We start from the raw sequence: 20,346 nt of genomic DNA, 5'->3' as shown, positions 1-20,346 counted from the left end.
GCTCACTTTACCCTTCCCGTTTCAAGTACGCACCCCAAACGATTATTATACCGCTGCGCGATAGGTCATACTCAAACGGATGCGCCGGGAAAGGAAGGACACGCCATGGCCCAGACGGCCGAGAAGTTCCTGTTGAACAAACTGTCACGCGTCGGTTTCCTGGCGCTGCTTGCCATCACCGTGCTCAGCGCCCTGTTCGGTCAGCCCATGGCTTCGGCCGCGGCCGCCGCGGGCGCGGGCCTGATTCTCTGTGACCCGGCCTTCCACCAGCGCCGGCAACAGCCGCCGTGGCCCCTGGTCCAGAGGTTGTTCTTCTTGGTCCTGGCGTTGCTGGTGATTGCCAGCCTCCGGCTCGGCCCCTGGGCCTTGGGACACTGGCTGTACGCGCTGCCGCTGGTGGCCTTTGCCCTGTTCCCCCTCGCCGTCGCATCACTGTTGTCCCTGGCTCTCTGTGTCCTGGCGCTGACCGGTATCCAGTGGTCCGGACCGCTGCCGGAACGGCACCAGATCACCAGTGCCTTCCTGCTGACCCTGCTGCTGTCCGGGCTGCTGGTGTTCCTGCGGGAATACAAAAGCCGGCAACTGGCCCCCCTGCGTCGCACCGACGAGCTGACCCAGGCCGCCAGCCGCGAGTACCTGTCCGCCGACCTGCACAAGGAAATCCAGCGCAGCGAGCGGGAAGGTACGGACATGTCGGTCCTGATGATCGGCCTGGACGCCCACCTCAGCGACCAGGAGCCGGACGAGGACATCCGCTCCATTCTGCCCCGGGTGGGCCGCTACCTGCATTCTCAGCTCCGGGACTTCGACACCTATTACCGGGTGGCGGACCTCCAGTTTCTGGTGATTCTCCCCGGCATCGCCACCAGTGAGGCCGTGGTCCGGGCGGAAGGCATCCGGACCGGGCTGATGACCCTGCTGGCCTCCCATGACCTCAAGCTGACGGTCAGCGCCGGAGTCGCCGGGCTCAACATCGGCGACGACGCCAACAGCCTCCAGCAAAGCGCGGCGCACGCCCTGCGCCGGGCCCAGCAACAGGGAGGCAACCGTACCCAGTCCTACAGCGCCTGGACTCATCCCACCAAAACGCCGCCGCAGCCGGAGACACCCTCGCCATGACTGAAACGCGCCTGCGAACCTGGACCCATGGCATCGGCTACCTGCTGGCGACCCTGTTCATTGCCGCTCTGGCGGTGCAGAACCTGAGATACGGCTTCTACGACCTGTTCTATCTGGCGGCCGGCATGGCGGTCCTGACCCTGGCCGGCATTGCCTACACGGTGGCGTGCCGCCGGCACCAGCTGTCCGCCCCGGGGCATCTGGTGATCCTCACCGGACTCAGCAGCGGCCTGCTGACCGCCCAGATCACCATGCATGGCCCCGGCATCAGCCACTGGACCATGCCCCTGCTGGTGCTGAACCTGCTGATCCTGCCCCTGCGCCAGGGGCTCGCCCTCTCCTGCCTGCTGCTGGCCGCCCTCGCCGTCACCCTGTTTCTGCAGCTCGACAGCACCGACGCCCTGATCACCCTGTCCGGCCTGATTGCGCTGCTGGCAGTTACCGCGCTCTACACGTGGCATTATGACCACATGGCCCAGTCCGCCGAGGACCTGGCGATCACCGACCCGGTCACGGGCGCCCACAATGCCCGGTTTTTGGACGAAACCCTGCAGAAGGAAATCAGCCGCTCCATCGCCACCGGCCATCCGCTGTCGGTGATTCACCTGGGCATCGACTACGTGGAAGAAGTCAAGGGCCTGCACGGCGAACCCGGCCTGCAGGGATTGGTGCAAGCCATGACCCGGCACCTGTTCGGCGTGATCCGTGCCGGCGATACCCTCTATGCGCTGGGGGGCTCGGAGTTCTTTCTCATCCTGCCCTTTACCCCGGAGGAAGGGGTCCGGGTCATTGCCGAACGCATCCGCCGGACCATCGCCGAACATGACTGGCCGGTGGTTAACAAGGTCAGTGTCAGCCTCGGCTGCACCACCCGGGGCAACGGCGACACCCGAACCGATACCCTGCGCAAGCGCGCGCTCCAGGCCATGCTCGAGGCCCGCAAACACGGCGGCAACTCGGTCTGGTTCAGCCCGGGAGCATCCGTCGAGGCATGACTGGCAGTCCCTGGCTGACAAACCTTATTGCCTGGCTGTCCGGCGCCCCTGGATGGCTGGCGGCCGCGCTGTTCGCCACGGCCTTCGTCGAGTCCCTGGCGATCGCCGGCATCCTGGTGCCGGGCGTGGCGATCCTGTTCGCGGTGGCGGCCCTGGCGGGCAAAACCGGCATGCCGTTGTCCGAGGCTTTGGTCTGGGCCGGCCTGGGTGCAGTGGCCGGCGACACCCTCAGTTTTGCCCTCGGCCGCCTGCTGCAGGGCCGGCTGACCTCGGTCTGGCCCCTGAGCCGATACCCCACCCTAATCGCCAAGGGTGAACGCTTTTTCCATCGCCACGGTGGCAAGAGCGTGGTTATCGGCCGTTTCGTCGGTCCGGTGCGACCGGTGATCCCTCTGGTGGCCGGAGCCCTGTGGATGCCCTGGCGCCGATTCCTGGCTTTCAACATCAGTTCGGCCGTGGCCTGGGCACCGGTCTACGTTGTGCCGGGATTCATGGTGGGCAGTGCCCTGGACAGCGGGCTTAGGCCACCGGCGCACTTTTACGCAGTCATAGGCATCAGCCTGGCGGGCCTGGGTGTCGTCTATTTCATCTTGTCCCGCATCCAGCTGGGGCTGGGCGAAGGCAGCCGGGTCTACCGCTGGTTCGAGCAGCGGATGGCACGCTACGGGGCCGGGCACCGGTTCTGGCGACTGTACACCAACGACCGGCCGGCACGGGCGGGGGAGTTCCCGTTGGCCTCGCTGCTGCTGGCGGCAACCGCGTCCGGTCTGTTCCTGATTTGGGGGCAGCTGGCCGTCAACGGCATTCTGGACGAATTCAACCAGGCGGTGCTGTCCTGGTTCCAGCAACTCCGCCAACCGCTGCTGGACGGTCCGGCGATCGCCTTCACCCTGCTGGGTGACCCGCCCGTTCTGGTCTGTGCCGCCGGGCTGGCCATCCTGGTGCTGGCGTTCCGGGGGTACTACGCGGCCGCCGTTCACATCCTGCTGGCGACCCTGCTTACCCTGGGCCTGGTGTCACTGCTGAAATCGACCCTCGGGGTTGCCCGCCCCGACCTTGTATTCCAGCCTCCCGCCTCCGGCGCCTTTCCCAGCGGCCATGCCGCCGGCATCACCGTCTTCACCACCCTGCTGGCCGCGTTCATCGCCGCCGAAACCCGGCACCGGCGGCGGTGGCAAACCTATGTCGCGCTGTCGCTGCCCCTGGTGCCGGTGGCCGTCAGCCGTCTGTACCTCGGGGTGCACTGGTTCACCGATGTCGCGGGAGGCGTCCTGCTCGGACTCGCCATCACGGGTTTGGTACGCGCCAGCTTCAGCCGCTACGACCGGGTGCCGCTCTCGGTCGACAGCCTGACCTGGCTGGCCTTCCTGCTGTGGCTGACGTTCACCACGGCCTACCTCCACCAGCAGTGGCCGGATGCCCGGGCGGCTTATTCGCTGACGCCGGCGGGCAAGGTCATCCCCCTTCCAGAGTCGTGATCAGCGCCTGCAGGCGACCGAGACGCTCCAGCGGATCCTGCAGAGCCATCAACCTCAGTTTTTCCTGTTTATCCAGGGGCAGCAGCTCCACCAGCCGCCATCCCACCTCCCGGGCATCGTCGTAGTCCACATCCATATCCAGTTCGCGCACCACCGGGTGCCGGCACAGGGAATGCAACACCGACGGCAGCTCGCCGAACTGTTCCGGCACCTCGCTGCGGGTTTCCTCCGCCAACCGTTGCAGGTCACCGACATAGAGTCCATCCGGCTGCTGCCAGTGGCGAATCACCTGGACCTTAGCCTCGCCTTCCACGGTAATGCCTAGCAGGCCGGTGTTCAGTTGCTGGAAATCGACGATGTGGACATACGTGCCCAGGTCGTGGAAATGAACGTGACGTCCGGTTTCCTCACCTTCCCGCAACAACACCACCACGAACCCGTGGCACGCCTTGAGACAACGGGACAGCATGTCAATGTAACGGGGCTCGAACAGCTGCAGCGGAATCCGGCCCCGGGGAAGGATGACGGAATTGAGGGGGAACAGGGGAATGCCGTGGTCGGGAATGGAGATCATCGTATCGACAGCAATTGTTGGACTTCATCCACTTTGGCGCGAGCTTCCGTGAGTATCTGAAGACTGCGCGAGGCGCTCAGCTCCAGCTCGCCCAGCCGGCGGTAGGCGGGGACCTGGTCGAACGGCGGCAGGTCGCCGTTCTGGCCCGAGCCGATCATGGCGTGCATCTGCGCCAGAATGACAAGATCCACCAGGCCAGGCTCGGTATCGCCGCTGTCGTAATGCCAGTCCTCGGCATGACGGACGGCATCCACGAAGGCGTCGGGGAAGGCCCAGTTCTGCAGGACGGCGGTTCCCACATCCGCCCGCAGCTCACGAATGGCGTGCTGGAGATTGGCCTCGTTGGCAAACAGGGCACCGTGGTACTCCGCCTGAACCAGCACCGGCACCACGCCAATGTCGTGCAGCAGGCCGGCCAGCAGCGCCTCCTCCGGATTGATGCGGGTGGCCTGGTCCGCCAACACCCAGCACAGCGCCGCGACCTCACGGGAGTGACGCCACAACCGCTCCATTTCCGACTGCAGCAGCGCCTGGCGGGTCTTGAAAATCTCCCGCATGGCAAACACCGCGACCAGCTGCCGGGTGGTGCGCATGCCCAGACGAACCACCGCCTCCTGCACGTTCCGGACATCGCTGAAGCCCCGGTACAGGGGGCTGTTGCAGGCGCGGACCAGTTTCGCGGCCATCGCCGGATCGGCGGAGACCACCGTCGCCACCTGCTCCGCGGTGGAGTCCTCCCGGTCGACGGCGCGCCGCACCTTCCAGGCCACGTCGGGGATGCTTGGCAGCTTGACCTGATTGGAACGCAGCTCCGCGTAGAACTCCATCAGCAGCTGGTGCTCCTCGTCACCCGCCGGACCGTCAGCCGAATGCACGTCCTCCTGAGTTACCGGCGCAGCCCGCAGCAGCTGGTTCAGCACATCCTGCTCCACCACGAGAAACTCCGAGGGCCGGATCGCCACCACATCGTACATTCTGGGTTGCAGCCGGGCGATGGGGTTCAGGGCCTTGTCGCTGTCGGCCTCGATCACGGATTTGCGACCGTCCGGGGCCTGCAGCTCGACGGCGCCACTGACCAGAAAGAAGTCCAGACCGTCCCGCACCCCTTTCTCCACCACCCGCTGGCCGGGCCCATGGGTCCGGCGCTCGGCGCGACTGGCCAGGACCACCAGCTGCTCGTCCGTCAACCGATTGAGTGGCTGGAACTGTCGCAACCGACGGAGGGACAGACTTTCCTGGCCAGACATGGGCACACTCCTTCACACGTGGGCAGGTCGGCAACACACGGGATGCCTCTGTTAGTCATTGTAACGGCCGACCGCGAAAACACCATGCGCCGGCAGTCGAATCTGGTATGCTCTTCCCTGCATCCGATGTCAGGAAACCCCCAAGCAGCAAGAGAGAGAACCGAAGACCATGCCTCAGTATCGCTCGCGGACTTCGACTGCCGGCCGGAATATGGCTGGTGCCCGCGCCCTCTGGCGCGCTACCGGTATGAAGAACGAGGATTTCGGCAAGCCCATTATCGCGGTGGCCAACTCCTTTACCCAGTTCGTACCCGGTCATGTCCATCTAAAGGACCTGGGGCAACTGGTCTGCCGCGAAATCGAGGCCGCCGGCGGCGTGGCCAAGGAATTCAACACCATTGCCGTGGACGACGGCATCGCCATGGGACACGACGGCATGCTGTACTCCCTGCCGTCCCGCGAGATCATCGCCGACTCGGTGGAGTACATGGTGAATGCCCACTGTGCCGACGCCCTGGTGTGCATCTCCAACTGCGACAAGATCACGCCGGGCATGCTAATGGCGGCTCTGCGCCTGAACATTCCAACGGTATTCGTATCCGGCGGTCCGATGGAAGCGGGCAAGACCAAGCTGTCCGAGCACAAGCTCGACCTGGTGGACGCCATGGTGATTGCCGCTGACCCGAACGCCAGCGACGAGCAGGTGGCGGAATATGAACGCAGTGCCTGCCCCACCTGCGGCTCCTGCTCCGGGATGTTCACTGCCAACTCGATGAACTGCCTGACCGAGGCCATCGGCCTGTCGCTGCCCGGCAACGGCTCGCTGCTGGCCACCCACGCCGACCGGGAACAGCTGTTCCTCCGGGCCGGCCGCCAGATCGTGGAAAACGCGCGGCGCTACTACGAACAAGACGACACCCGCGTCCTGCCCCGCAGCATTGCCTCGATACGGGCCTTCGAGAACGCCATGACGCTGGACATCGCCATGGGCGGCTCCACCAACACCATCCTGCACCTGCTGGCCGCGGCCCAGGAGGCCGGCGTCGACTTCACCCTGGCCGACATCGACCATCTGTCGCGCCGGGTACCCCAGCTCTGCAAGGTGGCACCCAACTCCCCCAAATATCATATGGAAGACGTGCACCGGGCAGGCGGCATCATGGGCATCCTCGGCGAGCTGGATCGCGCCGGCCTGCTGCACACCGACGTCCCCACGGTTCACAGCAGCACCCTGAAGGAGGCACTGGACGCCTGGGACATCATGCGTTCGCCGGCACCGGAGGTGGTGGAGTTCTACAAGGCCGGCCCGGCCGGCATTCCGACCCAGACGGCCTTCAGCCAGAACACCCGCTGGCCGAGCCTGGACGGCGACCGGGAGAACGGCTGCATCCGTTCCCTCGACAACGCGTACTCCTCCGAAGGGGGATTGGCGGTGCTGTACGGCAACATTGCCCGGAACGGCTGCGTGGTGAAAACCGCCGGGGTGGACGAAAGTATCTATGTGTTCGAAGGAAAGGCCCGGGTCTACGAGAGCCAAGACTCCGCCGTTGCGGGCATTCTCGGCGACGAGGTACAACCCGGCGAGGTGGTGGTGATCCGTTATGAAGGCCCCCGGGGCGGGCCCGGCATGCAAGAAATGCTCTACCCGACCAGCTATCTCAAGTCCAAGGGTCTGGGCAAGGCCTGCGCCCTGCTGACCGACGGCCGTTTTTCCGGCGGCACGTCCGGCCTGTCCATCGGCCACGTTTCCCCCGAAGCCGCGGCGGGCGGGGAAATCGGCCTGATCGAGAATGGCGACCTCATTCGCATCGACATTCCCAATCGGGCCATCAACGTCCTGCTCGATCAGGGTGAGCTGGACCGTCGGCGCCAGGAACGTGAGGCCAAGGGCTGGAAACCCGAACAGCCGCGCAAGCGGAAGGTATCCGCAGCCCTCAAGGCCTACGCCCTGCTCGCCACCAGCGCCGACAAGGGCGCGGTGCGGGATCTCAGCAAGCTGGACTGACGCGAGCGCCCGCGCAGGGCCCAATCGGGCCCGCGCGACGCCCCCAACCTACCAGAGCGACCAGCCGCCGTCGTCCTTCTCTTCAATGGCACCCTGCTGATCGCCGGCGTCGGCTGCCGCCGGGACCTGGGCTGCAGCCGTCTCCGCTGGAACCGTGGGCTTGGGCGCCGACGCGGCCACCACTTGAAGCGGCACCATACCCAGCGCTTTCTTGGTTTCCTCGTTCAGGATACCGGTGGCCTGCAGACCGTGATCCTTCTGGAACCGGGTCAGGGCGGAACGGGTAGCGTCGTCCATCTCGGATGACACATTGGTGATCGGGTAACCGGCGCCATAGAGGGCATTCTTCAGCGCCACCACTTCGTCGGCGTGAGCCAGGGGGGCCAGGGCCAGCAGGGCCGCCAGGCCGGCGATTCCCAGGGCGGGTCGTAAACGGTTGCGAATATTGCTCATGGTACACTCCACTTCGTGCAGCGGATGCCGCCGGCATCCTCGTTGTTGTTATGGGGTACCGCGTCCATGGGTACCGAAGGGGCCGGATCGTCCAGCCAGGCCCCAGCCTATCATACATCCTCCGGTGGCGGGCTGCCTTCCGCCCCGGTCTGGGCACCGTGCCCGAACTCTCGAATGAAAATTTCCCAGAACGCCATGAACAGCGCGGCCACCAGCGGCCCCATCACAAAGCCGTTGACGCCGAACATGGCAATCCCCCCCAGGGTCGACAGCAGCACAATGTAATCGGGCAGTTTGGTATCGCGCCCCACCAGGACCGGACGCAACAGGTTATCCGCCAGCCCGATCACCAGAACACCGAACAGGGTCAGCACCGTGGCCGACACATACTGGCCAATGGCCGCCAGGTAAATGGCCGCCGGTACCCAGACCAGAGCGGCCCCCACCGCCGGCAGCAGCGACACCACCGCCATCACCACCCCCCACAGCAGGGCGCCGTCGATACCGAGTACCCAAAAAATGAGTCCACCCAGCGCGCCCTGAATAATGGCGATGAGCAGGTTGCCCTTGACCGTCGCGCGGGTCACCTCGGCGAACTTGGCAAACAGCAGCCGCTCCCGTTCGTCACCCAGGGGCAGCGCGCGGATCAGCAGCTCCACCAACTGATGGCCGTCCCGCAACAGGAAAAACGCCAGGTACACCATCAATGCCAGACCGAGGAAGAACTGGAAGGTGTTCTGCCCCACCCCCAGCGCCTGCTTGGCCAGAAACTGGCCGCCGCTGGCCACCGCGCTGACCGCCCGGTCCCGCCATTCGGAGAACTGGATGTCAAACTGCGCCAGGAACGACTGAATCGCCGGAAACGACTGGCTCACCCGGTCAATGTACTCGCCCGGACGGATCTTGCCCGCCTGGATCTGCTGGACCAGCCCGGCTCCTTCCGCCACCAGGGAGGTGACCAGCACCAGCACCGGAATCACCACGATGATCAAGCACACGGCGAGGGTGATCAGGGCGTTGAGGTTGGGCCGGGGCCCCAACCGGCGCACCAGCCACTGCTGGAACGGGTGGAAGATCAGCGCAATGGCCACGGCCCAGAAGATCGGGCCCAGGAACGGCTTCATCAACAACACAAACGCCAGAGTGACCCCGACCAGCAGGGCCAGAAAAGTCCGTGTCTCGAGTTTTGCATACATGGCAAACGCTTCCTACCTATCCAGCAACCAATGGCCCGCCAACCGGGCCGGGCGCGACGGCAGATAGCCTACCACGACAGCATGGCCACTGTAGCCCGGTTCGGGTTATAGTGATGGGTTATTGATCAGAGACTGAACAGGTGATGTGATTGGACCTGCAAGCCTTTACCACCGAAACGGCTCTGGAGGCCGCCGAGGAACTGGAGCGGGTGCTGGCCGCCAGAACCCATCGCCGCAAGGTCATGGGACAACCGGTGCTGGTGCCCGGGCAGCTCGGTGACGCCCTGCAGCTCCCCCGAATCATCCGCAGCCTGCGCAGCAAGCAGCGACGGCTGAAGGAACAAGGGCTGGAGGACTTTCAGGAGCTGTGGCCAACACTGTCACGGCAAACCCGCCAGAAGGTGCTGGACGCCATCGGCTGGTACGACCCCAAGGCACTGGCCTGGGACGACAAACGCTCCAACCGTCGGCCCCTGGTGGACTCTGACAACAGCTCCGTCTGACCGCAGGTCCCGGCGAGGCCCTCTGCCCCGCCCCGACTTTGAATTGTCATGAAAGACCCCTATGTTTGGTCAACAAGGAGGAAGCATATGACCCAACAACGACACTACAAGGCACGCCTGGCCGAAGGCAGCGCCGTACCCACGCTGCTGTGTGGACACTGCGGCTCCATCCTGCCCCGGGCCCGGATATTCCTCAACGAGGGTGGCAGTTATCAGGACATCGACTGCCAGACCATCGGCCTGTGCTCGGCCGACGACTGCGGCGCGGTCAACTGCTGCGACGAGGCCATGGCCGGAATCGACGACCCGGAACGGCTGTTCGGCCTCGCTTGCTGATTCAAACGGGCAACGCTCTGTTACGCAACTCAAACACACCGCCGTGCCATCTGATTTATCCTGAAGTTCGATGACTGTCGTCACGGCAGTCGCGCACCCTATCAGTCAGGACAGTCGATGGCATGCGTATCTTGAGAACCGATGAAGCCCGTTTCCAGGGCCTTCCGGACTACCCGTTCCAAGCCAACTATGTCGACGTCGCACCCGGGCTCCGGATGCACTATGTGGATGAAGGCCCCAGGAGCGCCTCACCGGTTCTGATGCTGCACGGTGAGCCCTCCTGGTCCTACCTGTATCGCCACATGATTCCGCTGGTGGCGGCGGCCGGCCATCGGGTGCTGGCTCCGGACCTGATCGGTTTCGGCAAATCGGACAAGCCGGCGCACCTGTCGGACTACAGCTACGACCGGCACACGGCGTGGCTCACCCATTGGCTCAAAACCCTGGACCTTCGGGACGTGACCCTGGTGTGCCAGAACTGGGGCTCGCTGCTGGGGCTGCGCCTGGCCACCGAGCACGCGGATCGGTTCAGCCGGATCATCGTCGGCAACGGCATGCTGCCCACGGGAGAGACGCGGTTACCGGCTATTTTCACGCTCTGGAAGGCCTTTGCCTCCCACAGCCCCTGGTTCCCCATCGGCCGCATTGTCCAGCTGGGTACCGAACGCACCCTGAGCAAGGACGAACTGGCCGCCTACGAGGCCCCCTTCCCGTCATCCGAATACAAAGCTGGGGCCCGGGCTTTCCCCCATCTGATCCCGGTGTCGCCGGACGACCCCAACAGCCGGGCCAACCGGGATGTCTGGAAAGCTCTGGAGAAGTGGCGCAAGCCGTTCATCACCTGTTTCAGCAGTGGCGATACCCTGACCCGGGGCAGCGACCGGCACATGCAGCGGCGCATCCCGGGGGCCCACGGTCAGCCCCACGTCACCCTGCGGGGAGGGCATTTCCTCCAGGAAGACAGCCCCGAGCATTTCGCCCGCATCATCATCGACGCCCTGAAATCCGAAATGGCGGCCTGAGCCGCCATGCAAAGCCCCCCGCAGCCGATCCTCAGGACTGGTGCTTGGGCTGGTAGCTGCCGGCGTCAACCCGGGGGCGGTCCGGCTCCGCCTCCGCCAACGGCGGGCACTCCACCAGAGAGGCGAGAGAGCGGCGGGTAAGCCGCTGGTACTCCTCCGTCCCCCGCCTCTTCCAGGCAATTTCCTTGTCGCTGAGCATGCGCAGCACCTTGGCTGGCGCCCCCACGATCAGCGACCCCGGCTCGCACTGGAAGCCAGCCTTGACCAAGGCCCCCGCGCCGACAATGGAACGGGGCGCGATATGGGCCTCATCCATCACCACCGCATTCATACCGACCATCGCATCCTCGCCGACGATGCAGCCGTGCAGGATGGCGCCATGGCCGACGTGGCCATTCCGCTCGATCACCGTGTCCATGCCCGGAAAGGCGTGCATCACACAGGTGTCCTGGATGTTCGATCCCTCCTTGAGGACAACCCGGCCAAAGTCGCCCCGTAGCGACGCCGCCGGCCCAACGTAGCAGTTCGGGCCGATCCAGACATCGCCGATCAACACGGCGCTGGGATGGACGTAGGCGGATGGATGGACAACGGGAATGACACCTTCAATGCTGTAAACCGGCATAGCGTTCTCCTCGTGACGGGGGCGGCCCCCCAGATTGTTGTTGTGACAAAGCTCCGTATCACAGTAGCTTTTTTCGTTCACAATTTCATTGAAAATGACAGAACTGAAGGATCAATTTTTTCGAAAAATGGCAGCAACCGCCAAGACAAAAAAGATAAATTTATTGGTATATCAATGAAATAAGAAAAAAACAGCAAAACAAAACGTGATACAGAAGATTGAGATCACAAGTATTGACGGGTATCAATTCTAAGATATACTCATGCTCAAACACCCCTGTCGGACCTTCAGAGCAGGGCTCCCGGCACCCGGAACCGGCCGCCTCGGGCGGCCACGGAAACAACAACAAAGCCAGACCGGACCGCTTATGCCAAACGATCTGCACACCCGTCTTACCGACGACATCACCGATCCGTCCGCGATCAGCACCACGCCCGCACGACGCCGCCCGGCCCCGCCGTTGGACCCGGACCTTGCCGGACGTCTCGTCACCGGCCGCTGACCGCGCACCACCCACTCGATAACAGCAACGGGACAACACCATGACCCAGCCGAGCATCCTTCTCGAAATCGACCAGGGGATCGCCCTGGTTACCCTGAATCGCCCCGACAGCCTCAACAGTTTCAACGTGGAAATGCATGAGCGACTGCGCGAGGCCATCGACACCGTTCGCGCGGACGACAGCGCCCGGGTGCTGGTTATCACCGGCGCCGGCCGCGGCTTCTGCGCCGGCCAGGATCTCAACGACCGCACGGTGTCGCCCGGTCAGGAGCGGCCGGATCTGGGCGCTTCCCTAGAGCACTACTACAACCCACTGATGCGCAGCCTCCGGGACCTGCCGATGCCGGTGGTGTGTGCCGTCAATGGCGTGGCGGCCGGTGCCGGCGCCAACATTGCTCTGGCCTGCGACATCACCCTGGCCGCCCGTTCCGCCAGTTTCGTCCAGGCTTTCTGCAAGCTTGGGCTGGTTCCCGATTCCGGCGGCACCTGGACTCTGCCGCGACTGGCCGGCATGGCCCGCGCCAAGGGCATGGCCCTGCTGGGTGAGAAAGTCAGCGCTGAGCAGGCCGAAGCCTGGGGCCTGATCTGGCGCTGCGTGGACGATGACCGGCTGATGGACGAGACCCTGGCACTGGCCCGCCACTTCGCCACCCAGCCGACCCGGGGTCTGGCGCTGATCAAGCAGGCACTGCACGCCAGCGCCGACAACACCTTCGAGCAACAGCTGAACCTCGAACGCGACCTCCAGCGGGAAGCCGGCCACACCGAGGACTACCGGGAAGGCGTGGCCGCCTTCATGGAAAAACGCACACCGTCATTCAAGGGGAAATGAGCCATGCCGGCACTGGAAAGCAACACCCGGATCGCCGTCATCGGCGCGGGCGCCATGGGCTCCGGCATCGCCCAGGTGGCCGCCCAGGCCGGACACCCGGTGTTCCTGCACGACCAGCGTGAAGGCGCCGCCGAAGCGGGCCGGGCCGGCATCGCCCGTCAGCTGCAGCGCCGGGTCGACAAGGGCAAGATGAGCCAGCAGGCACTGGACGACATCGTCGGCCGGATCCATCCCGTCGCCGCCCTCGAAGAGGTGGCCGAGGCGGGCCTGGTGATCGAGGCCATTGTCGAAGATCTGGACATCAAACGCGCCCTGCTGTCCCGTCTGGAAGCGCTGTGCACCGACGACACCATCCTCGCCACCAACACCTCGTCGCTCTCCGTCACCGCCCTGGGCGCGGGCATGAAGCACCCGGAGCGGTTGGTGGGCATGCACTTTTTTAATCCGGCCCCCCTGATGGCGCTGGTCGAGGTGGTGCGCGGACTGGCCACCGACCCCACGGTCGCGGAAACAGTGCACGCCACCGCCAGCCGCTGGGGCAAGAAACCGGTCTACGCCACCTCGACACCGGGCTTCATCGTCAACCGCGTGGCCCGGCCGTTCTATGCCGAAAGCCTGCGCCTGCTGCAGGAACAGGCCGCCGATGCCGCCACTCTGGACGCCCTGATGCGGGAGGCCGGCCAGTTCCGCATGGGCGCCTTCGAACTGACCGACCTGATCGGCCATGACGTCAACTACGCCGTCACCTGTTCGGTGTTCAACGCCTACTATCAGGACCCGAGATTCCTGCCGTCCCTGATTCAGCAGGAACTGGTGGCCGCCGGCCGGCTCGGGCGCAAGAGCGGTCAGGGCTTCTACCGCTACGGCGAGGACGATGAGCGACCGCAGCCACAGACCGAAGCCATGCGGGAAAGCCGCGCAAGCACGGTGATCGTGGAGGGCGACCTGGGCCCGGCCGGCGCCCTGACGGAGCGCCTGCGCGCCGCCGGCCTCACGGTGATCGAGCGGGCCGGCAAGGGCCAGATCCGCTTTGGCCAGGCGGTGCTGGCCCTGACCGACGGCCGCATGGCCACCGAGCGGGCCGCGACCGAAGGTTGCCACAACCTGGTGCTGTTCGACCTCGCCTTCGACTACGCCAGCGCCACCCGGCTGGCCATCGCCGCGGCCGACCAAGCCTCGCCCGAAGCCATTGATGACGCCTGTGCGCTACTACAGCGGGCCGGTTTCGCGGTCAGCCGGGTCGCCGACCGACCGGGCCTGGTGGTCATGCGGACCGTAGCCATGCTGGCGAACGAGGCCGCCGATGCCCACCTGCACGGTGTGGCCACCGCCGCCGACATCGACCTGGCCATGCAGGCCGGCCTGAACTATCCCGACGGCCCCCTGCGCTGGAGCGACCGGCTGGGCAGCCATCGCGTGTTCACGGTACTGAGCCATCTCCAGCGCAGCTACGGCGAGGACCGCTACCGGCCCTCCCTGCTGCTGCGCAAGAACGTTTTCGCCAACAAGGGGCTTCACCATGAGTGATCACGATCCACAGGCACTGGCCGAAGCCTGCGCCGCCGCCATGTTCGCCCGCGACCGGGCCAGCCAGAAACTGGGCATGCGCATCGAATCCGTCGGTCCAGGCCGGGCAGTCCTGACCATGAAGGTCACCGCCGACATGATTCAGGGGCACGGCTCCTGCCACGGCGGCTACCTGTTCACCCTGGCGGACTCGGCCTTCGCCTTCGCCTGCAACAGCTACGACCGGGCCACCGTGGCCTCGGGCTGCACCATCGACTACATGTACGGCGCCAGGGAGGGTGACCTGCTGACCGCCACGGCGGAGGAACGCGCCCGCGGCGGCCGCACCGGTGTCTACGACATCACCCTGACCAACCAGGACGGCCGCACCGTGGCCCTGTTCCGGGGCCGCTCCTACGAGGTGCGCGGCACCGTTCGCAATCCGGAGGACAACTCATGAGCACCGACACGCGTCTGGCCGACGCCTACATCGTTGACGCCATCCGTACCCCCATCGGCCGCTATGGCGGCGCCCTGTCTGCGGTACGCGCCGACGACCTGGGCGCCATCCCCATCAAGGCCCTGATGGAACGCCACCCTGAGCTGGACTGGTCCCAGGTGGACGACGTCCTCTACGGCTGCGCCAACCAGGCCGGTGAGGACAACCGCAACGTGGCCCGGATGGCGTCGCTGCTGGCGGGGCTGCCGGTGAGCATTCCCGGCAGCACCATCAACCGCCTGTGCGGCTCCGGCATGGATGCGATCGGCAGCGCGGCCCGGGCCATTCGCACCGGCGAGGCACAACTGGCCATTGCCGGTGGCGTCGAGTCCATGTCCCGGGCGCCCTTCGTGATGGGCAAAGCCGAAACGCCGTTCAGCCGCAACGCCGAGATCTTCGACACCACCATCGGCTGGCGCTTCGTCAACCCGCTGCTGAAGAAGCAGTACGGCATCGACTCCATGCCGGAAACCGCCGAGAACGTGGCCGAACAGTTCAAGATCTCCCGGCAGGACCAGGACGCCTTCGCCCTGCGCAGCCAGCAGCGCGCCGCGACCGCCCAGGCCGCCGGCATCTTCGCCGAGGAAATCACGCCGGTCACCCTCCCGCGCCGCAAACAGGAGCCGCTGGTGGTCGATACCGATGAACACCCGCGCCAGACCAGCCTGGAAAAACTCGCCCAGCTGCCCACGCCGTTCCGGGAAAACGGCACCGTGACGGCCGGCAACGCCTCCGGCGTCAACGACGGTGCCTGCGCCCTGCTGCTTGCCGGTGCCGACGCCGTCAAGGCCCACGGTCTCAAGCCCCGGGCCCGGGTGGTCGCCATGGCCACGGCCGGCGTCGAGCCCCGCATCATGGGCATCGGACCGGTTCCGGCCACGCGCAAAGTTCTGAAACTGGCGGGTCTGACACTGGACGACATGGATGTCATCGAGCTGAACGAAGCCTTTGCCGCCCAAGCGCTGGCCGTTCTCCGTGAACTGGGACTCGCGGACAACGCCGCCCACGTCAACCCCAATGGCGGTGCCATTGCCCTGGGCCATCCGCTGGGCATGAGCGGCGCCCGGCTGGTGACCACGGCACTGCACGAACTGGAGCGCCGCCACCGGATCGGCAAACGGGCCCGCTACGCCCTGTGCACCATGTGCATCGGCGTCGGCCAGGGCATCGCGCTGATCATCGAGCGTACCGACGGCACCGATTGAGACACCGCCCGTTTCCGGGGCCGGTTTTCCGCACAAGAACAACGCAGGAATACGACCATGAGCTTACCACTCCAAAAAATCGGCAAACTCGACCGCATGGAAACCGCCAGCATCGACGAGCTGCGCCACGAGCAACTCCAACGCCTGCGCTGGAGCGTGACCCATGCCTACACCAACGTCCCCTTCTACCGGAAAGCGTTCGATGACATCGGCCTGAAACCCATGGACATCCGTTCGCTGGAAGATCTGGCGAAAATTCCGTTCACCACCAAGGCCGACCTGCGTGACAACTACCCGTTCGGCATGTTCGCCACGCCGATGTCGGACGTGGTCCGGATTCACGCCTCCAGCGGCACCACCGGTAAGCCCACGGTGGTGGGCTACACCCAGAAAGACATCGACAACTGGGCGAACATTGTCGCCCGCTGCATCCGGGCCGCCGGCGGGCACCGCGGCGACAAGGTCCACGTGGCCTACGGCTACGGTCTGTTCACCGGCGGTCTCGGCGCCCATTACGGTGCCGAGCGCCTGGGCTGCACCGTCATCCCCATGTCCGGCGGCCAGACCGAAAAACAGGTCCAGCTGATCAAGGACTTCGAGCCGGACATCATCATGGTGACGCCCTCCTACATGCTCAACATCGCCGATGAAATGGAGCGCCAGGGCATCGACCCCCACGCCCTGCCCCTGCGCCTGGGCATCTTCGGCGCCGAACCCTGGACCAACAGCATGCGCACCGAGCTGGAACAGCGCCTGGGGATCGAAGCCCTGGACATCTACGGCCTGTCGGAAGTCATGGGGCCGGGGGTCGGCATGGAGTGCATCGAAACCAAGGACGGCCCGACCATCTGGGAAGACCACTTCTACCCGGAGATCATCGACCCCAACACCGGCGAGGTGCTGCCGGACGGCGAATACGGCGAACTCGACTTCACCTCGCTGACCAAAGTCGCGCTGCCGATCCTGCGCTACCGGACCCGCGACCTGACCCGACTGTTGCCCGGCACCGCCCGACCGATGCGCCGCATCGACAAGATCACCGGTCGCAGCGACGACATGCTGATCATCCGCGGCGTCAACGTGTTTCCGAGCCAGATCGAGGAACAGGTCCTGAAATGCGAGGCCCTGGCCCCCCACTACGAGATCGAGGTGTACAAGGAAGGCAACCTGGATTGCGTGGAGGTCCGAGCCGAGCTCAAGCCGGAAGCCGGCGCCGGCGACGAGGTGCGGGCCCAGGCGGCGAAGGACCTGGCGCATCACATCAAGTCCTACATCGGCATCAGCACCCGCGTCACGGTGGTGGAGCCCAACCGGCTGCCCCGCTCAGAAGGCAAGGCCAAACGGGTCATCGACCGGCGCACCTGACGTCCGCGGCGGGGGCCGAACCGGCCCCCGTCAACATTTAAATTTACTTTTCTCTCAATACCCGCAATAGCTTTTCTTTACGTATCATTTTTTACATATTTTAAATCAATTGGTTAGCCAAAATAATCGAACACCAACACACAAACATGACACGTAAAGTGATTTATTGACTTTTATTCAGTATCATTTAACATCAAACCATAATCCCAACATGATTTCCGAGCGCCTCCGCGCTCAGAACAACAAGCCCGAACCGGAGGTATGTTATGTACGCTCAGCTCGTTGAAACCGGGGCCAAGCGCGTCAAAAGCCTGGACGAGATGTCGCCGGAAGAGCGCGCCTTTCAGGAACGGATCGACGCCGAGATCAAGATCGAACCGAAGAACTGGATGCCGGACGGCTACCGCCAGACCTTGATCCGCCAGATTTCCCAGCACGCCCATTCCGAGGTGGTTGGCATGCTGCCGGAAGGCAACTGGGTCACCCGTGCACCGACCCTCAAGCGCAAACTGCAGCTGATGGCCAAGATTCAGGACGAGGCCGGGCACGGCCTGTACCTGTACAGCGCCATGGAAACCCTCGGCGCCGACCGTGACGAGGAAATCGAGAAACTGCACAACGGCAAGGCCAAGTACTCCAGCATCTTCAACTACCCAACCCTCAGCTGGGCGGATATCGGCACCATCGGCTGGTTGGTGGATGGCGCCGCCATCGTCAACCAGGTGGTTCTGCAACGGACCTCCTACGGTCCCTACTCCCGGGCGATGATCCGTATCTGCAAAGAGGAAAGCTTCCACCAGCGCCAGGGCTACCAGATCCTGCTGGACCTGATGCGCCACGGCACCGACGAGCAGAAGCAGATGGTGCAGGACTCCATCAACCGGTTCTGGTGGCCGGCATTGATGATGTTCGGCCCCCACGACGACGACTCCCCCAACTCCCAGCAGTCCATGGCCTGGAAGATCAAGCGCAAGAGCAACGACGAGCTGCGCCAGATGTTCATCGACCAGACCGTTCCCCAACTCGAGTTCCTGGGCTGCACCGCCCCGGACCCGGACCTCAAGTGGAACGAGGAGCGGGGACACTACGATTTCGGCGAGATCAACTGGCAGGAGTTCTACGATGTGCTGAAGGGCAACGGCCCTTGCAACCGTGAGCGGATTGCCACTCGCAAGAAAGCGATTGAAGAGGGGGCATGGGTACGCGAAGCCGCCGTGGCCTATGCCGAAAAACAAAAACAGCGGGCAGCCGCCTGATTCCGGAGGACAAGACAATGGCTGAATGGAGCCTTTACGAAGTTTTCGTGCGTAGCAAGCACGGCCTGAACCACAAGCACGTCGGCAGCGTTCACGCCGCCGACGCGGCGATGGCCATGGAAAACGCCCGCGACCTGTACACCCGACGGAATGAAGGCGTCAGCATCTGGGTGGTGCCGTCCAGCGCCATCACCGCCTCCACCGGGGATGAAAAAGAAGCCCTGTTCGATCCGTCCGAGGACAAAGTGTACCGGCACGCCTCCTTCTACCAGCTGCCCGACGAAGTTGGCCACATGTAAGGGGGCTCCCGATGACCGATACACAACTTCTGCAAAGCTACCTGCTGCGTCTGGCTGACTCCGACATGATCCTCGGGCAACGCCTGTGCGAGCTGTGTGGCAAGGCACCCGCGCTCGAGGAGGAAATGGCGCTGATGAACGTGGCGCTTGACCTGGTGGGGCAGGCCCGCAACTGGTATGAGTACGTCGCCGAGCTGGAAGACCAGGGCCGCGACGCCGACATGCTGGCCTTCCGCCGGGACGCCCACGAATACCGCAACCTGCTCCTGACCGAGCAGCCCAATGGTGACTACGCCGTCACCATGGCCCGCCAGTTCTTCTTCGACGTGTGGCACTACCACACCCTGCAGAGCCTGGTGAACGCCCCGGATGAGCGAATTGCCGGCATCGCGGCCAAGGCCCTCAAGGAAGTGACCTATCACCTGCGCCGTTCCTCCGAGTGGATCAAGCGCCTGGGCGACGGCACCGAGGAGAGCCACCGCCGCATGCAGGACGCCGTGGACCTGCTCTGGCGATTCACCGGTGAACTGATCCAGCCGGACGAGGTTGACCAGCAGATCGCCAAGGCCGGCATTGGCCCGGACCCGGAGCAGCTGCGGGACGACTGGCGTGGCATGGTCAAGGCGGTGCTTCAGGAAGCCACCCTGACCCCGCAACCGGACGATGCCTGGATGTATCTGGGCGGCAAGCGCGGTGAACACACCGAACACCTGGGTTTCATCCTGGCGGAAATGCAGTTTCTCCAGCGAGCGTACCCCGATGCAAAAGTCTGGTGATTCCGAAAGGTCGGCAGTGGACACCCTCATCGCCAGCGATCGGGTACCGGGCAACGCCCACCCCGAGCGGCTGACGGAAGAGGCGATCTGGACACTGCTCAACGAGGTCAAGGACCCGGAGGTTCCGGCGGTCAGCGTGGTCGAGCTCGGCATCGTCCGGGCGGTCCACTGGGACGGCCGGACCGTGTCGGTGGACGTCACGCCCACCTACTCCGGCTGTCCCGCCACCGAGCTGATCGAGGAATTGATCGCCGAGGCCCTGCGGGCCGCCGGCATCCGCGATCCGCACATCCGGCGCGTCCTGACCCCGGCCTGGACCACCGACTGGATTACCCCCGAAGGGAAAGAAAAGCTGCGCGCATTTGGCATCGCGCCCCCTCAGGGCTCCGCCAGCAAACGCAGTCTGCTGGGTCAGGAGGAGGTCATTGTCTGCCCGCATTGCGGCAGCCATCACACCGAGCGGGTCAGCGAATTCGGTTCCACCGCTTGCAAGGCCCTGTACCGGTGCAAGGACTGCCTCGAACCCTTCGATTACTTCAAATGCATCTAGAGC

21 protein-coding genes are annotated in these 20,346 nt (G+C 64.7%); 16 read left to right on the top strand and 5 right to left on the bottom strand.

Features of this window, described 5'->3' with window-relative positions; genetic code table 11:
• Window positions 1-105: 105 nt before the first annotated feature.
• From BTO32_RS13580 to BTO32_RS13570, 3 genes are read left to right on the top strand one after another with little or no spacing between them, the layout of a single operon-like run.
• Window positions 106-1,119 (top strand): GGDEF domain-containing protein, encoded by a 1,014-nt coding sequence (locus BTO32_RS13580; protein ID WP_076725189.1) that lies wholly within the window; start codon window positions 106-108, stop codon window positions 1,117-1,119.
• Window positions 1,116-2,114, top strand: a complete 999-nt coding sequence (locus tag BTO32_RS13575; protein WP_076725188.1) for a GGDEF domain-containing protein — start codon at window positions 1,116-1,118, stop codon at window positions 2,112-2,114. Before BTO32_RS13580 ends, BTO32_RS13575 begins: the two co-directional genes overlap by 4 nt.
• A complete protein-coding gene (locus tag BTO32_RS13570) occupies window positions 2,111-3,592 on the top strand; it encodes a bifunctional DedA family/phosphatase PAP2 family protein (protein ID WP_076725187.1) in 1,482 nt (493 codons plus the stop codon). The genes BTO32_RS13575 and BTO32_RS13570 overlap by 4 nt, the downstream gene beginning before the upstream one ends.
• Here the strand turns inward: BTO32_RS13570 and BTO32_RS13565 are convergent.
• The gene (locus tag BTO32_RS13565) at window positions 3,570-4,166 is read right to left on the bottom strand and encodes an LON peptidase substrate-binding domain-containing protein (RefSeq protein WP_084206855.1); all 597 of its coding nucleotides are present in this window, start codon (window positions 4,164-4,166) and stop codon (window positions 3,570-3,572) included. The two genes, BTO32_RS13570 and BTO32_RS13565, sit on opposite strands and share 23 nt — an antisense overlap.
• Window positions 4,163-5,413, bottom strand: coding sequence for an HDOD domain-containing protein (locus tag BTO32_RS13560; protein WP_076725186.1), 1,251 nt, complete (start codon window positions 5,411-5,413; stop codon window positions 4,163-4,165). Before BTO32_RS13560 ends, BTO32_RS13565 begins: the two co-directional genes overlap by 4 nt.
• Window positions 5,414-5,582: 169 nt before the next feature.
• Here BTO32_RS13560 and ilvD point away from each other — a divergent pair, with 169 nt between their 5' ends.
• Window positions 5,583-7,418: a dihydroxy-acid dehydratase gene (gene ilvD / locus BTO32_RS13555; protein WP_076725185.1), complete on the top strand. Its 1,836-nt coding sequence runs from the start codon at window positions 5,583-5,585 to the stop codon at window positions 7,416-7,418.
• Between the two features lie 48 nt (window positions 7,419-7,466).
• Here the strand turns inward: ilvD and BTO32_RS13550 are convergent, their stop codons facing one another.
• Both BTO32_RS13550 and BTO32_RS13545 read right to left on the bottom strand, forming a co-directional pair.
• Window positions 7,467-7,871: a peptidoglycan-binding domain-containing protein gene (locus tag BTO32_RS13550; RefSeq protein WP_076725184.1), complete on the bottom strand. Its 405-nt coding sequence runs from the start codon at window positions 7,869-7,871 to the stop codon at window positions 7,467-7,469.
• 110 nt (window positions 7,872-7,981) lie between these two features.
• Window positions 7,982-9,067 carry an AI-2E family transporter gene (locus BTO32_RS13545; protein WP_076725183.1) on the bottom strand — a complete coding sequence of 362 codons (1,086 nt, stop codon included), beginning with the start codon at window positions 9,065-9,067 and terminating at the stop codon, window positions 7,982-7,984.
• Window positions 9,068-9,216: 149 nt separating this feature from the next.
• Between BTO32_RS13545 and BTO32_RS13540 the strand changes: the two genes are divergently transcribed.
• The 3 genes from BTO32_RS13540 (at window position 9,217) to BTO32_RS13530 (ending at window position 10,928) form a co-directional block, all read left to right on the top strand.
• Entirely contained in the window at window positions 9,217-9,570 is a 354-nt protein-coding gene (locus BTO32_RS13540) for a hypothetical protein (protein ID WP_076725182.1), read from the top strand.
• A gap of 87 nt (window positions 9,571-9,657) precedes the next feature.
• Window positions 9,658-9,906, top strand: a complete 249-nt coding sequence (locus BTO32_RS13535; RefSeq protein WP_076725181.1) for a hypothetical protein — start codon at window positions 9,658-9,660, stop codon at window positions 9,904-9,906.
• Window positions 9,907-10,028: 122 nt separating this feature from the next.
• Window positions 10,029-10,928, top strand: a complete 900-nt coding sequence (locus BTO32_RS13530) for a haloalkane dehalogenase (RefSeq protein WP_076725180.1) — start codon at window positions 10,029-10,031, stop codon at window positions 10,926-10,928.
• A gap of 31 nt (window positions 10,929-10,959) precedes the next feature.
• On the opposite strand, the gene paaY is transcribed toward BTO32_RS13530, so the two are convergent.
• Entirely contained in the window at window positions 10,960-11,553 is a 594-nt protein-coding gene (gene paaY / locus BTO32_RS13525; protein ID WP_076725179.1) for a phenylacetic acid degradation protein PaaY, read from the bottom strand.
• A gap of 542 nt (window positions 11,554-12,095) precedes the next feature.
• On the opposite strand from paaY, the gene paaG reads away from it, so the two are divergent.
• The 9 genes from paaG to paaD all read left to right on the top strand — a co-directional run bounded on the left by paaG (window position 12,096) and on the right by paaD (window position 20,343).
• Entirely contained in the window at window positions 12,096-12,887 is a 792-nt protein-coding gene (gene paaG, locus BTO32_RS13520; RefSeq protein ID WP_076725178.1) for a 2-(1,2-epoxy-1,2-dihydrophenyl)acetyl-CoA isomerase PaaG, read from the top strand.
• A 3-nt stretch (window positions 12,888-12,890) separates the two neighbouring features.
• Window positions 12,891-14,414: a 3-hydroxyacyl-CoA dehydrogenase PaaH gene (gene paaH / locus BTO32_RS13515; protein ID WP_076725177.1), complete on the top strand. Its 1,524-nt coding sequence runs from the start codon at window positions 12,891-12,893 to the stop codon at window positions 14,412-14,414.
• On the top strand, window positions 14,407-14,853 hold the full coding sequence (gene paaI / locus BTO32_RS13510) for a hydroxyphenylacetyl-CoA thioesterase PaaI (RefSeq protein ID WP_076725176.1): 447 nt from the start codon (window positions 14,407-14,409) through the stop codon (window positions 14,851-14,853). Before paaH ends, paaI begins: the two co-directional genes overlap by 8 nt.
• Window positions 14,850-16,097, top strand: coding sequence for a 3-oxoadipyl-CoA thiolase (pcaF, locus tag BTO32_RS13505; protein WP_281251529.1), 1,248 nt, complete (start codon window positions 14,850-14,852; stop codon window positions 16,095-16,097). Before paaI ends, pcaF begins: the two co-directional genes overlap by 4 nt.
• Before the next feature lie 57 nt (window positions 16,098-16,154).
• Window positions 16,155-17,462 (top strand): phenylacetate--CoA ligase PaaK, encoded by a 1,308-nt coding sequence (paaK, locus tag BTO32_RS13500; RefSeq protein WP_076725175.1) that lies wholly within the window; start codon window positions 16,155-16,157, stop codon window positions 17,460-17,462.
• A gap of 266 nt (window positions 17,463-17,728) precedes the next feature.
• The gene (gene paaA / locus BTO32_RS13495; RefSeq protein ID WP_076725174.1) at window positions 17,729-18,718 is read left to right on the top strand and encodes a 1,2-phenylacetyl-CoA epoxidase subunit PaaA; all 990 of its coding nucleotides are present in this window, start codon (window positions 17,729-17,731) and stop codon (window positions 18,716-18,718) included.
• 17 nt (window positions 18,719-18,735) lie between these two features.
• On the top strand, window positions 18,736-19,017 hold the full coding sequence (gene paaB / locus BTO32_RS13490; protein ID WP_076725173.1) for a 1,2-phenylacetyl-CoA epoxidase subunit PaaB: 282 nt from the start codon (window positions 18,736-18,738) through the stop codon (window positions 19,015-19,017).
• Between the two features lie 11 nt (window positions 19,018-19,028).
• The gene (gene paaC, locus BTO32_RS13485) at window positions 19,029-19,793 is read left to right on the top strand and encodes a 1,2-phenylacetyl-CoA epoxidase subunit PaaC (protein ID WP_076725172.1); all 765 of its coding nucleotides are present in this window, start codon (window positions 19,029-19,031) and stop codon (window positions 19,791-19,793) included.
• Window positions 19,777-20,343, top strand: coding sequence for a 1,2-phenylacetyl-CoA epoxidase subunit PaaD (paaD, locus tag BTO32_RS13480; RefSeq protein ID WP_076725171.1), 567 nt, complete (start codon window positions 19,777-19,779; stop codon window positions 20,341-20,343). Before paaC ends, paaD begins: the two co-directional genes overlap by 17 nt.
• The last annotated feature ends 3 nt before the right edge of the window (window positions 20,344-20,346 follow it).

This window comes from Marinobacter lutaoensis, from assembly GCF_001981305.1.
In the GTDB taxonomy this organism is placed as follows: domain Bacteria; phylum Pseudomonadota; class Gammaproteobacteria; order Pseudomonadales; family Oleiphilaceae; genus Marinobacter; species Marinobacter lutaoensis.
Note: the sequence above shows the minus strand (reverse complement) of the source record. Positions and strands in the feature narration are given on the sequence as shown.